This is a genomic window from Bradyrhizobium genosp. SA-3 (genome assembly GCF_004212635.1).
Classification (GTDB): domain Bacteria; phylum Pseudomonadota; class Alphaproteobacteria; order Rhizobiales; family Xanthobacteraceae; genus Bradyrhizobium.
The window spans coordinates 1-13,417 of the sequence record NZ_PSRT01000012.1; the positions used below are offsets into that span (position 1 = coordinate 1).

9 protein-coding genes and 1 pseudogene are annotated in these 13,417 nt (G+C 63.7%); 4 read left to right on the top strand and 6 right to left on the bottom strand.

Translation table 11 applies throughout. The features are described 5' to 3' along the window. Positions 1–118: 118 nt before the first annotated feature. Genes CWO91_RS05615 through CWO91_RS05640 form a run of 6 tightly spaced genes read right to left on the bottom strand, consistent with a single transcriptional unit; the run spans position 119 to position 7,644 of the window. Entirely contained in the window at positions 119–931 is an 813-nt protein-coding gene (locus CWO91_RS05615) for an HAD family hydrolase (RefSeq protein WP_130212579.1), read from the bottom strand. Between the two features lie 47 nt (positions 932–978). After that, the gene (locus CWO91_RS05620) at positions 979–1,509 is read right to left on the bottom strand and encodes a gluconokinase (RefSeq protein ID WP_130212580.1); all 531 of its coding nucleotides are present in this window, start codon (positions 1,507–1,509) and stop codon (positions 979–981) included. Then, positions 1,496–2,245 (bottom strand): 6-phosphogluconolactonase, encoded by a 750-nt coding sequence (pgl, locus tag CWO91_RS05625; RefSeq protein WP_165405243.1) that lies wholly within the window; start codon positions 2,243–2,245, stop codon positions 1,496–1,498. The genes CWO91_RS05620 and pgl overlap by 14 nt, the downstream gene beginning before the upstream one ends. After that, positions 2,242–3,753 (bottom strand): glucose-6-phosphate dehydrogenase, encoded by a 1,512-nt coding sequence (zwf, locus tag CWO91_RS05630; RefSeq protein ID WP_130212582.1) that lies wholly within the window; start codon positions 3,751–3,753, stop codon positions 2,242–2,244. Before zwf ends, pgl begins: the two co-directional genes overlap by 4 nt. A 29-nt stretch (positions 3,754–3,782) precedes the next feature. Next, the gene (gene gnd, locus CWO91_RS05635; protein ID WP_130212583.1) at positions 3,783–4,781 is read right to left on the bottom strand and encodes a phosphogluconate dehydrogenase (NAD(+)-dependent, decarboxylating); all 999 of its coding nucleotides are present in this window, start codon (positions 4,779–4,781) and stop codon (positions 3,783–3,785) included. 13 nt (positions 4,782–4,794) lie between these two features. Continuing rightward, positions 4,795–7,644 (bottom strand): bifunctional transaldolase/phosoglucose isomerase, encoded by a 2,850-nt coding sequence (locus CWO91_RS05640; RefSeq protein WP_130212584.1) that lies wholly within the window; start codon positions 7,642–7,644, stop codon positions 4,795–4,797. Positions 7,645–8,010: 366 nt separating this feature from the next. Between CWO91_RS05640 and CWO91_RS44070 the strand changes: the two are divergent. The 4 genes and pseudogenes from CWO91_RS44070 to CWO91_RS05660 all read left to right on the top strand — a co-directional run. Beyond that, positions 8,011–8,234 (top strand): annotated as a pseudogene (locus CWO91_RS44070) (hypothetical protein); the annotation flags it as partial. Between the two features lie 297 nt (positions 8,235–8,531). Beyond that, the gene (locus tag CWO91_RS05650; RefSeq protein WP_130212585.1) at positions 8,532–10,475 is read left to right on the top strand and encodes a PrkA family serine protein kinase; all 1,944 of its coding nucleotides are present in this window, start codon (positions 8,532–8,534) and stop codon (positions 10,473–10,475) included. A gap of 19 nt (positions 10,476–10,494) precedes the next feature. After that, a complete protein-coding gene (locus CWO91_RS05655; RefSeq protein WP_176945340.1) occupies positions 10,495–11,772 on the top strand; it encodes a YeaH/YhbH family protein in 1,278 nt (425 codons plus the stop codon). Then, positions 11,769–13,307 (top strand): SpoVR family protein, encoded by a 1,539-nt coding sequence (locus CWO91_RS05660; RefSeq protein ID WP_130212586.1) that lies wholly within the window; start codon positions 11,769–11,771, stop codon positions 13,305–13,307. The genes CWO91_RS05655 and CWO91_RS05660 overlap by 4 nt, the downstream gene beginning before the upstream one ends. Positions 13,308–13,417: the final 110 nt, after the last annotated feature.

Sequence of the window (13,417 nt, forward strand, 5' to 3'; positions counted from 1 at the left end):
GAGGGTTGGGGAGAGGGTGCTTCCACAATGGGACAATCCCCAAGAGGAGAAAGCCCTCACCCGCCGCTACGCGGCGACCTCTCCCGCAAGCGGGAGAGGTGAACGAGCGGCAGCCCCCTTAACCAACCCCATTCAGCTTCAAGATCATCTCCATCGCCTCGGCAAAACCATCCTGCTCGTTGGTCGCGGTGACGTGGGTGGCGTGGTCCTTGACGTTGTCGGCGGCATTGCCCATGGCGATCGAGACGCCGCTGACGCGGAACATCGCGAGGTCGTTCTGCATGTCGCCGATGGTCGCGACTGCCTCGGTCGCAATGCCCACGCGCTTGGCAATGGCCTGCACGAAGGTGCCCTTGTTGAATCCGGGCGGGGTGATGTCGAGATAGTAGGTTTGCGAGCGCACCGCGGTGGCCTCGCTGCCGAGCGCCTCCTGCATCGCCTTCTCGCAACGCTCGAGGCCGGCGGCATCGGCACTGGCGCCGACGATCTTGCAGGCGCTCGCAAGGTACGGCGAAAAATCCGTCACGATGGTCGGATCGGCGCGGATCGTGCGCTGCTCATGCGCGACATAGCTGCCCTCGGGATTGTCGATCAGCCATTTGTCGGTGGTGAAGAGCCACGCGTCGGCGCCGAATTCGCGGAGGATCCGCAACGACCGCTCGGCCGCGCCCGCTGGGATGAGGTGCTGCTCGACCGGCCTCATCTCGGGATCGACGATCGAGGAGCCGTTGAACGGCCCGACCGGCAGCCACAGCGCCAGCGGCTCGATCAGGAAGCGCATGCCGATCGCGGGCCGGCTGGAGGTGATGGTGAAGCCGATGCCCGCCTGGTGCAGCCGCTGCACGGCAGACCTCGCACGCTCCGTCAGCGTCTTGTCCTTGGTCAGCAGCGTACCGTCGACGTCGGAGACGACCATTGAGATCTTCGTCATGGCAGGACCTTAAGGTTCAGGTTTCTTGAAGGTTCAGCTTGTTGGCCTCAGCGCTTCGCCCCGCCCAACCTCAATTGCCGCACCACGCCGTCCACGATCGCCTCAACGGATTCGTCGATCGAGACGGTGATGACGTGCTCGCCGGCCTCCGGCGGCTCCAGCGTGTTGAACTGGCTGGTCAACAGCTCGGGCGGCATGAAATGACCCTTGCGGTGCGCGAGCCGCTCGGCGATCAGCTCCTTGGTGCCCTTCAGGAAGACGAAGCGGACGTCGTCGCGTCCACGCAGCAGCACGTCACGATAGGCGTGTTTCAGCGCCGAGCAGGCAATGATGACGTGTTCGCCGCGCCCGCAGACCCGTGCGATCTCGTCGGCGATGGCGTTGAGCCAGGGCCAGCGGTCCTCGTCGGTGAGCGGATGGCCCGCCTTCATCTTCTCGACATTGCTGGCGGGATGAAAGCTGTCGCCGTCCTCGAAGCGCCAGCCAAGGCGCTGGCCGAGCGCTTCCGCGATCGTGCTCTTGCCCGAGCCAGACACGCCCATCACGATCAATGCACAAGGTGCTTCAACGCCCGCCACGAATTCCCTCCGGAAGCGCGGCCTGGTCGACCAGCCAGACGGTCTCACCATTCGAGCGCGCGCGTAACGCCGGCAGAGTCTCGCCATTGAGGAGGCGCGTCAAGATCGCCCGCTTGTCGTGCCCGGCAATCTCGAACAGCATTTCGCGGCAGGAGGCCAGAACGGGCAAGGTGAGCGAGACCCGCGGCACGAAAGGCGCGACATTGGCCTTGAGCACCCCGATGACCCAGCGCTCGGTCTTCTCGATTTCGGGATAGCCGGGAAACAGCGAGGCGGTGTGGCCGTCCGGGCCCGCGCCCATCAGGACCATGTCGAACAGCGGCCGCGCCGGATCGAGCCGGTCCGCGCCGTAGAAGGCTTGCAGCTCGTGCGCATAGGTCTCGGCGCTGCGATCAGGATTTTCGGTCGTGGTCGGGATCGGGTGGATATGGCCTGAGGGGGCACTGCGATCAAGAAATGTCGCGCGGGCCACTGCCATGTTGTTGAGGGGATCGCTTTCCGGCACGAAACGCTCGTCGCCGATGAACCAGTGCACGCGCTCCCACGGGATTCTTTCGCGCCAGGCATCGCTGCCAAGCAGCTGATAGAGCTTCTTCGGGCTGGAGCCGCCGGTGAGGCAGATTGCGATGCGCGAGGGGTTGGCGGCGATCCGCGCCATCACCCGTTCGGCCGCGGTCTGCGCCAGCGCCTCGGCGTCGGCCGCGACGATCAGCTTCGGCTGCTCGGCCGCCATCACGAGTACTTCCGCCAGCTTCGTCCGTCGCGCCGGAGCAGCTCGTCCGCGCAGGCCGGGCCATCGCTGCCGGCTTCATAGGTCTCGATGCCGTTGGTGCCCGCACTTTTCCAGGCGTCCAGGAACGGCTGCACCGCCTGCCATCCGGCCTCGATACCGTCGGCGCGCTGGAACAGGATGTTGTCGCCGATCATGCAGTCGTAGAGCAGCGTCTCGTAGCCGGTCGAGGGATCGGCGCGGAAATAGTCACCATAGCGGAACTTCATTTCGACGCCGTCGATGGTGACGCTCGGTCCCGGGATCTTGGCGTTGAACTGGAGCTCGATGGTCTCGGTCGGCGCGATGCCGATGGTGAGGAAGTTCTGCGACAGGCGGTCGACCGTCGTGCCTGAGAACATCGACAGCGGCGCCTGCTTGAACTTGATCGCGACCTCCGTGCGCTTGTGGCCCAGCGCCTTGCCGGTGCGCAAATAGAAGGGCACGCCGGCCCAGCGCCAATTGTCGATCATCAGCTTCAGCGCGACAAAGGTCTCGGTGGTGCTGCCGGGCTTGACGTCCGCCGTCTTGCGATAATCGGGAATCTCCTCGTCGCCGATGTGGCCTGCGAGATATTGCGCGCGCACCGAGCTCTTCAGCGCTTCCTCTTCGCTCGGCCGCTGGATCGCGGTGAGCACTTCGGCCTTCTCGGAGCGGACCGAATGCGCGTCGAAACGGCTCGGCGGCTCCATCGCCACCAACGACATCAGCTGGAACAGATGGTTCGGCACCATGTCGCGGAGCGCACCGGTGGCATCGTAGAAGCCGCCGCGGTGGCCGACGCCGAGCTTCTCCTCCACCGTGATCTGGATGTGGTCGATGTGGTTGCGATTCCAGATCGGCTCGAACATGCCGTTGGCAAAGCGCAGCACCAGGATGTTCTGCACCGTCTCCTTGCCGAGATAGTGATCGATCCGGTAGATCTGGTGCTCGTCCATGATCTTCAGCAGCTCGGCATTCAGCGCCCGTGCCGAGGCGAGGTCGGTGCCGAACGGCTTCTCGATCACCAGCCTTCGCCAGGCGCCGTTCTGCTTCATTAGGCCGGTGCGTCCGAGCTCGCGCGCGGTCGGCGCGAAAGCCGCGGGCGGGGTCGCGAGGTAGAACAGCCGGTTGCCGCCGGTACCTCGCGCGCATTCCAGCGAATTCAGATGTTCGCCCAAGCGATCGAAGGAGGGTGGATCCTTCGGATCGGCCTCGACGAAAGTCACGCATTGCAGCAGTTGTTTTGCGACCACGTCGTCAACCGGGCGGGTTGCAAACTCGCGCACGCCCTTCATCAGGCTGTCGCGCAGCTCGCCATCCGACTGAGCCTTGCGGCCCACGCCGACGACGCAGAACTTCTCCGGCAAAAGGTCTTCGGCGGCGAGATTGTAGAGCGATGGCATCACCAGCCGATGGGTCAGGTCTCCGGTCACGCCAAAGATGACGAAGGCGCAATTTTCCGGCTTGCGCTTTGGCTGCGGGTCTTTTGTCACGAATTTGTCGGCCTTCGCTTGAGTAGGTTTTACTTCGGCTTCGGCGCGCCGGGCTGCTTCGGCTCCTTGTGGCCGCCGAACCCTGCGCGCATCGCGGAGAGAATTTTCTCGGCGAAGGTGTGTTCCTTGCGGGAACGGAAACGTGTGTAGAGCGCCGCGGTCAGGACCTCGGCGGGCACGGCCTCGTCGATCGCCGCATTCACGGTCCAGCGTCCTTCGCCGGAATCCTCGACGAAGCCGGAATATTCCGACAATGCGGGGCTGTCGGCGAGCGCCGTCGAGGTGAGGTCGAGCAGCCAGGATGGAATCACGCTGCCGCGCCGCCACACCTCGGCAATGTCGGCGAGATCGAAATCGTAGCGATGGTCCGCCGGCAGCGCCTCGATATTGGCGTTCTTGAGGATGTCAAAACCTTCGGCATAGGCCTGCATCAGGCCGTATTCGATGCCGTTATGGATCATCTTGACGAAATGGCCGGCCCCGACGGGGCCTGCATGGATGTAGCCCTGCTCGATGCGGGGATCGCGGCCCTCGCGCCCCGGCGTGCGCGGAATGTCGCCGGCACCGGGCGCGAGCGCAGCGAAGATCGGATCGAGCCGGTCGACCACCTGTTTCTCGCCGCCGATCATCATGCAATAGCCGCGGTCCAGCCCCCAGACGCCGCCTGACGTGCCGACGTCGACATAGTGGATGCCGCGCTCCTTCAGTGCATGGCCACGGCGGACGTCGTCCTGCCAGAAGGTGTTGCCGCCGTCGATGATGACGTCGCCAGCCTGCATCACGCCCGCGATCGTGTCGATCGTGGTCTCGGTGATGCGCCCAGCGGGCAGCATCACCCAGGCCGTGCGCGGCCGCTCCAGTTTTGAGACGAACTCTTCCAGCGTCGCGGCGCCTACCGCGCCGTCTGCGGCCAGACCCGCGACGGCCTTGGCGTCCTTGTCATAGACCACGGTCGAATGGCCGTGACGCATCAGGCGGCGAACGATGTTGCCGCCCATCCGGCCGAGGCCGATCATGCCGAGTTGCATGTGAGAGCTTCCTTTAGTTCAGTGCATCGTTAAGCGCCGCATTGAGCGCCACGAGACCTTTCTTGAGCCCGCCCTTGAGGTGGACGCGCAGCGCGCGCCGGCCACGTTCGGTGAGCACGTCGAAATCGCCACGCGCCTGCGCCGCCTTGATCACACCGAAGCTCGCCTTCTGGCCCGGCACCGGAAGGTCCTTGCTGTCGTCCGCCGTGATCTGGAGGAACACGCCGCTGTCGGGTCCGCCCTTGTAGGCTTGCCCCGTGGAGTGCAGGAAGCGCGGTCCGAACTCGGCGCAGGTCGCGACGTGCCGCTTCTCGCGCACTTCGAGCCGCATGGCCTGGAGCGCGTCGATGGTCGCCTTGTCCCGCGCGATGTAGCCGAGCAGGGCGACATAGTCGCCATGACCCGAGCGCGACAGATGCGCCTTCAGCCAGGAGGAGAGATCGCCGTTGGCGCCGGCGGCGCGCAGCGCCGTGGCGTTGGCCTCATCGGTGTAGAGATCGGCTTCATCGGTGCTGACCACCGGCTCCTCGGCCGGCAGCGCGCCGGTCTTCTCGAACGACGCGGTGAGTTCGCGGGTCTTGATCTTGGCCGCTTCCACGTCCGGTTGGTCGAACGGGTTGATGCCGAGAATGCTGCCGGCCACGGCCGTCGCCATCTCGAAGCGGAAGAACTCCTGGCCGAGATGGTCGATCGACTTCAGGACGATGCGCGCCACGGGATGGCCGGCCGCCTCGATCGCGGCAAGCTTGGAATCATGGGCCGCGTCCGCCTCACCGTCGATGCGGATGTCGATGAAGAACCGGTCGTTGCCGTAAATCGCGGGTTCGCCCAGCGGCTCGCCCTCGATCGGGATCAGGCCCTTGCCCTCCTTGCCGGTCGATTCCGCGATCAGCTGCTCGGCCCAGGCGCCGAAATCGGCGATCTTCTTCGATGACAGGATCGTCACCTTGTCGCGGCCTTCGAGGCCGGCAAGGCCCATGGCAAGGCCGAGCTGCACGCCCGGGTTCTCGGATGGCGGAACGTCCGGCCCGCAGGAGCGGGCCATCGCGAGCGCATGCTTGACGAAGGTCTTGACGTCGATGCCCGCGGTCGCCGCCGGCACCAGGCCGAACGGCGAGAGCACCGAATAGCGGCCGCCGATCGTGGGCTCGCCATGAAAGATGCGGGCGTAGTTCAGCTTCTTCGCCGCCTTCTCCAGCGACGAGCCGGGATCGGTGACCGCGATGAAGCGATGGCCGGTCTTCACCTTCGGCCCGACTGCCTTAGCAACCTGCTCATGGAAATAGTCCTTCATCGCGTTCGGCTCGGTGGTGCCGCCGGACTTGCTGGAGACGATGAAGACGGTGTTGGCGATGTCGATCTTCGCCTCCATCGCCCGCACCTCCGCCGGATCGGTGGAATCCAGCACGTGCAGTTTCGGGAAGCCGGGCTTTTTCCCAAAGGTCTCGGCCAGCACCTCCGGCCCGAGGCTCGATCCGCCCATGCCGAGCACGACGGCGTCCGAGAATTTTTGGCCCTTCACGCGGCCCGCATAGTCCTCGTAGTCGGCGATGTCGGCCTTGGCCGCGCTGTCGAGCCAGCCGAGCCATTTGTCCTCATCGGCGCCGGTCCAGACCGACTTGTCGCGCTGCCACAGCCTGCGGATCTTGGCGGATGCGCGCCATTCCTCGGTGCTCTTGGCCACGGCCTTGCCGAGCCCGTCACTGAGCGAGAGAAACTGGCGGTCGAGCGCGGGCCCGAGCACGACGGCGCGCTTATGGGCGACGGCGCCATAGAGCTTGTCGGCGGCGTCGGCGAACAGCTTGACGCCGTCCTTGACAAGTTCCTCGGTGATCGCATCGAGCGAGATGCCGGAGCGTTCCAGCTCCTCCAGCACGCGCCTTGCGTCGTCGACATTCTCCTCCAGGGTATCGCGGAGCTTGCCATGATCGCGGAACGCCTCCAGCGTCGCCGGCGGCATCGTGTTGATGGTGTTGGGGCCGATCAGCTCCTCGACATAGAGGACGTCGCTATAGTCCTTGTTCTTGGTGCCGGTGGACGCCCACAGCATGCGCTGCGGCTTGGCGCCCTTGGCGGCGAGCTTCTCCCAGCGCGGGCCGGAGAACAGGCGCTTGTAGTCCTGGTAGGCGAGCTTGGCATTGGCGATCGCGACCTTGCCCTTCAGCGCTGCGAGGCGCTCCTTTTCGCTGGGGTCGTTGGCGCGGGCGATCTTTTCGTCGAGCTGCTTGTCGACCAAGGTGTCGATCCGGCTGACGAAGAAGCTCGCGACGCTCGCCACATGCGACGGATCGCCGCCGCCCGCGACGTATCTTTCCAGACCGGCAAGGTAGGCCTCGGCGACATCAAGATAGACCTCCTTGGAGAACAACAGCGTGATGTTGATGCTGATGCCCTCGCCAATGAGCTGCTCGACCGCCGGCAGGCCCTCCGGCGTCGCCGGCACCTTGACCATCAGGTTCTTGCGATCGACGTCCTTCCAGAGCCGCTGCGCCTCGGCGACCGTGCCGGCCGTGTCCATCGCCAGATAGGGCGAGACCTCCAGGCTGACATAGCCGTCGCCTCCCTCGAGGCGGTCGTAGACTGGGCGCAGCACGTCGGCGGCGTTCTGGATGTCCTCGACCGCGACGGCCTCGAACAGGTCGGCCACGGTCCGGTCGCCGCGCTTCAGCGCCTTGCCGATCGAGGCGTCATATTCGTCCGAGCTGCCGATCGCCTTCTCGAAGATCGAGGGATTGGAGGTGACGCCCTTGACGCCGTCGGTGTCGATCAGTCGCTTCAAATCGCCCTTGGCGATGAAGCCGCGGGCCAGGAAGTCCAGCCAGACAGCTTGTCCGTGCTTTTCCAGTTCTTTGACGGGATTCATGATGTTTATTTATCTCCAAGCCTGCGGGCGAGGGGTTTCCGCGCCGGTCCTGACGCGCTATCCTCTAGCCTACATGCTCCCGGGAGGGAACCAATCAAGAGGATAAGCGTCATACCCTCGGGTGTAACTCCGTCGCGATCATGGCGATCCAGGCGGGTGTAGGTGTGTTGCGTAGAGGGCGTTGGCTAGGAAGAGAAGACTCGGCTGGCGGTCTCGTTGCGTAACGTTGGCCGGCTCGCCTCGCCAGTCAGCGGTTGTGTGGAGTGCGATCGACAGATTCCGGGTCGTCGGTGCATTTGGTCGCGAACGGCCATGCGGGGGAAGCATGCCAGCACATCATGATGGTGCTCGCCGCCACTGACAGTCCTCCGCATCGGCAATGAATTTCTGCCGTGGGATTTGATTGCAGAGATCTCTGCTGAAGAATGTCGCGACCACAAGATTATCGTGCTGACGCCGCCGGCCTTGCGGCCGATTTTAATACACTAATGCGCTCTTGCCGCGACTGTCGCACGGCCGGCCATCCACGCACTGCATTGCAGCAGGAAGATGAACGCGGCGCTCAAGGCTTCGCCGTACAAGCGTCATAAGATCGCCGCTGGCAGATCGCTATGCTGCAGCGCCGGATGGATTAATCCCCGGTAATGCCCGGATGTTGCGACCAAGTGACATTTCCTGGAAATGAGCCAATATGGATGTAGATTCGCTCAAATTACAGGCAGGTGCCTGTTCGTAACTCAACGAGTGCCTACGTTGTGCATTGCGTCGAGTCGGCACCCGGGTGTCCAATGATCGTCATGTGCTCACGCTGATTCGAAACGGCCTGAGGAACGGTCCGGTAACTCCTTTCGTTTCAGCTTGTAGCGGAACTCACGCGGAGAGGGATCATGTACAACGATTCTCTATTCAACGCTTTCGCTCGGTCGTTCGAGGCGAGAAGCCAGCACGACATGTCGATGGCGGAATATCTGGAATCGTGTCGAAGCGATCCCATGAAATACGCGAATTCGGCCGAACGACTACTAGCGGCGATCGGTGACCCTCAGACGATTGACACGGCCAAGGACCCACGCCTTGGCCGCATTTTTTTGAACCGCACGATCCGCACCTATCCGGCCTTCGCCGGCTTCTACGGCATGGAAGAAACCATCGAGCGCATCGTCGGCTTCTTCCGTCACGCCGCGCAAGGCCTCGAAGAGCGCAAGCAGATCCTCTATTTGCTCGGCCCGGTTGGCGGCGGCAAATCATCGCTCGCCGAGCGGTTGAAGTCGCTGATGGAAGTGCAACCCATCTACGTGCTGAAGGCCGGCGACGAGCTCTCGCCCGTGTTCGAGAGCCCGCTCAGCCTGTTCGATCCCGATCAGCTCGGGCCGATGCTGGAGGAGAAGTACGGCATTCCACGCCGCCGCCTCACCGGCCTGATGAGCCCGTGGTGCTACAAGCGGCTGGAATCCTTCGGCGGCGACATCTCGCAATTCCGCGTTGCCAAGATCCAGCCGTCGCGGCTGCGCCAGATCGCGGTCGCCAAGACCGAGCCCGGTGATGAGAACAATCAGGACATCTCCTCGCTGGTCGGCAAGGTCGACATCCGCAAGCTCGAGACCTACGCGCAGAACGATCCCGACGCCTACAGCTATTCCGGCGGCCTCAACCGCGCCAACCAGGGCATCCTCGAATTCGTCGAGATGTTCAAGGCGCCGATCAAGATGCTGCATCCGTTGCTGACCGCGACGCAGGAAGGCAACTACATCGGCACCGAGAACATCGGCGCGATCCCCTTCACCGGCATCATCCTCGCGCACTCCAACGAAGCCGAGTGGACGAGCTTCAAGGCCAACAAGAACAACGAGGCGTTCATCGACCGCATCTGCGTCATCAAGGTGCCGTACTGCCTCAGGGTCACCGAAGAGCAGAAGATCTACGAGAAGCTGATCCAGGGTTCCGAGCTCGCCTCGGCTCCTTGCGCGCCTTCGACACTGGAGACGCTGGCGCGGTTCTCGGTGATGTCGCGCCTGCGCAAGCACGAGAACTCCACCCTGTTCGGCAAGATGCGGGTCTATGACGGTGAGAGCCTGAAGGAGTCCGATCCGAAGGCGCGCAGCGTCCAGGAATATCGCGATGCTGCCGGCGTCGACGAGGGCATGGACGGCGCCTCCACCCGCTTCGCCTTCAAGGTCCTGGCCGCGACCTTCAATCACGACCCGCAGGAGGTCGCCGCCGACGCCGTGCACCTGATGTACGCGCTGGAGCAGGCGATCCGCCGCGAGCAGCTTCCCGAGGAAACCGAGAAACGTTATCTCGAATTCATCAAGGCGGAGCTCGCGCCGCGCTATGCCGAGTTCATCGGCAACGAGATCCAGAAGGCCTATCTCGAATCCTACTCCGATTACGGCCAGAATCTGTTCGACCGCTACGTCGACTATGCCGACGCCTGGATCGAGGATCAGGACTTCAAGGATCCCGACACCGGCCAGCTGCTGGATCGCGAGTTGTTGAACCAGGAACTGACGAAAATCGAGAAACCGGCGGGCATTGCCAACCCGAAGGACTTCCGCAACGAGGTCGTCAAATTCTCGTTACGCTCGCGGGCCCAGAACGCTGGCAAGAATCCGACTTGGACCTCCTACGAGAAGATTCGCGACGTGATCGAAAAGCGGATATTCTCCCAGGTCGAGGACCTGCTTCCGGTCATCTCCTTCGGGTCGAAGAAGGACGGCGAGACGGAGAAGAAGCACGGCGAGTTCGTCGCACGCATGGTGGAGCGCGGCTACACCGAGCGTCAGGTTCGCCGGCTCGTCGAGTGGTACATGCGCGTGAAGCAGGCCGGTTGAGGCGGATGGGACAGTGGCCATTCACATTATTGATAGGCGCCTGAATCCAGGCGGCAAGAGTCTTGAGAACCGGCAGCGGTTCTTGCGTCGGGCCAAATCCCTGGTGCAGGGCGCCGTCAAGAAGACCTCGCAGGAACGCGACATCAAGGATGTCCTGGAGGGTGGTGAGGTCACGATCCCGCTCGACGGCATGCACGAGCCGCGCTTCCGCCGCGAGGGCGGCACGCGCGACATGGTGCTGCCCGGAAACAAGAAGTTCATCGAGGGCGACTATCTCCAGCGCTCCGGCCAGGGCAGCGCCAAGGACTCCGGTCCCGGCGAAGGCGACAGCGAGGACGCCTTCCGCTTCGTGCTGAGCCGCGACGAGTTCGTCGACCTCTTCCTCGACGACCTCGAACTGCCCGATCTTGCCAAGCGCAAGATCGCGCAGACCGAGAGCGAGGGCATCCAGCGCGCCGGCTACACCACCTCGGGCTCGCCCGCCAACATCTCGGTGAGCCGGACGGTGCAGCTCGCGCTCGCCCGCCGCATCGCGCTCCGCCGTCCCCGCAAGAGCGAGATCGATGAGCTGGAAGCCGAGATCGCCGCCTGCACTGACGAGGACGTCCGAGCCGAACTGCTGGCCAAGCTCGAAAAGCTGAAGGCGAAATCCAAGCGCATCCCCTTCATCGACCCGCTCGACATCCGCTACCGCCGCTTCGAGACGGTGCCGCGGCCGGTGGCGCAGGCCGTGATGTTCTGCCTGATGGACGTCTCGGGCTCGATGTCCGAGCACATGAAGGATCTGGCCAAGCGCTTCTACATGCTGCTCTACGTGTTCCTGAAGCGCCGCTACAAGCATGTCGAGATCGTCTTCATCCGCCACACCGACCGCGCCGAGGAAGTCGACGAGCAGACCTTCTTCTACGGCCCGGCCTCGGGCGGCACGCTGGTCTCCAGCGCGCTCCAGGCGATGCACGAGATCGTGCGCGAGCGCTTCAATCCGGCGGACTGGAACATCTACGCCGCGCAAGCCTCCGACGGCGACAATTCCTATTCCGACGGCGAGCTCACGGGCCTGCTGCTGACCGACAAGATCCTGCCGGTCTGCCAGTTCTTTGCCTATCTCGAGGTCGGCGAGTCCGGCGGCAGCGCCTTCGATCTCTCCGACTCCTCGCTCTGGACCCTCTATGAACGCCTGCGCAGCGGCGGCGCATCGCTCTCGATGCGCAAGGTCTCGGAGCGCAGCGAGATCTTTCCGGTGTTCCACGACCTGTTCCAGCGCCGCGAAACCAGCCAGGAGAAGGCCGCTCCATGACGGAACGCTTGTTCGAAGGCGCGGATTGGGATTTTCGCACCTTGCAGCGCATCACCGATGCCTGCGAGGAGGTGGCGTTGAAAGATCTCGGCCTCGACGTCTATCCGAACCAGATCGAGGTCATCACCGCCGAGCAGATGCTGGATGCGTACTCGTCGGTCGGCATGCCCTTGTTCTACAAGCACTGGTCGTTCGGCAAGCATTTTGCGTTCCACGAGGCGTCCTATCGCAAGGGCCTGATGGGCCTTGCCTATGAGATCGTGATCAACTCCTCGCCGTGCATCTCCTACCTGATGGAGGAGAACACGGCGACGATGCAGACGCTGGTGATCGCGCATGCCGCCTTCGGCCACAATCACTTTTTCAAGAACAACTATCTGTTCAAGCAATGGACCGACGCCGACGGCATCCTGGATTATCTCGACTTCGCCAAGAATTATGTCGCGAGCTGTGAGGAGCGCTACGGCCGTATCGAGGTCGAGCGCACGCTCGACGCGGCGCACGCGCTGATGTCGCACGGCATCGACCGCTATCCCGGCAAGAAGAAGCTCGATTTGCGCGCCGAAGAGAAGCGGGCAGGGCGCCGCCGCCAGCATGAGGAGGAGGTCTTCAACGACCTCTGGCGCACCACAGTCCCCAAGGGCGCTGCCAAGAGCCGGTCGGCGCTCTCGATCGAACGCCGCCGCAAGCTGCTCGGCCTGCCGCAGGAGAATTTGCTCTATTTCCTGGAGAAGAGCGCGCCGCGGCTGGCGCCGTGGCAGCGCGAGCTGCTGCGCATCGTCCGCCACATCGCGCAATATTTCTATCCGCAGAGCCAGACCAAGGTCATGAACGAGGGGACGGCGACCTACGTCCACTACCGCATCATGACCATGCTGCACGAGCGAGGCCGCATCACCGACGGCAACTTCCTCGAATTCCTGGGATCGCACACCAATGTGGTGTTCCAGCCCGAGTTCGACGATCCACGCTTCTCCGGCTTCAACCCCTATGCGCTCGGCTTTGCCGTGATGCAGGACATCGAGCGCATCGTCACCAAACCGGAAGACGAGGACCGCGAATGGTTCCCGGACATTGCCGGCAAGGGCGACGTGATGGGCGTGCTGCGCGACGTCTGGGCCAACTACCGCGACGAAAGTTTCATCGGCCAGTTCTTAAGCCCCAGGCTGATGCGGCACTTCCGCATGTTCCACCTGCATGACGATCCCGAGGAGCGCGCGGGGATCCGGGTCGACGCCATCCACGACGAGCGCGGCTTCCGCCGCGTCCGCCGTGAGCTGGCGCGCCAGCACGATGTCGGCTTCATCGACGCCAATATCGAGGTGGTCGACGTCGATCTCTCCGGCGACCGCCGGCTGATCCTGCATCACCACGTCATCAAGGGTTCGCAGCTCAATGAGACCGACGCCAAACGCGTGCTTCAGCACCTGGCCGATCTCTGGACCTACGACGTCTCGCTGATCGAGGTCGACGCCAACGACAAGGTCCTGCGCGAATACGTCGTGAGCCCGCGCCCAATCCCGGCGGCAGCTTGAGGCCGCGGACTACGCCGGCGCTGCTTTGTTGAATCGACGCGAGCCGAGGACGCAGTTTCACCTCTCCCGTAGGGAGAGGTCGGATCGCATCGTAAGATGCGATCCGGGTG

Bases quoted from the DNA above. Each gene is read 5' to 3' on its own strand.
- gnd (WP_130212583.1), bottom strand. From the start codon at position 4,781: ATGCAACTCGGCATGATCGGCCTCGGCCGGATGGGCGGCAACATCGTT.
- CWO91_RS05660 (WP_130212586.1), top strand. From the start codon at position 11,769: ATGACGGAACGCTTGTTCGAAGGCGCGGATTGGGATTTTCGCACCTTG.
- CWO91_RS05615 (WP_130212579.1), bottom strand. From the start codon at position 931: ATGACGAAGATCTCAATGGTCGTCTCCGACGTCGACGGTACGCTGCTG.
- CWO91_RS05640 (WP_130212584.1), bottom strand. From the start codon at position 7,644: ATGAATCCCGTCAAAGAACTGGAAAAGCACGGACAAGCTGTCTGGCTG.
- CWO91_RS05650 (WP_130212585.1), top strand. From the start codon at position 8,532: ATGTACAACGATTCTCTATTCAACGCTTTCGCTCGGTCGTTCGAGGCG.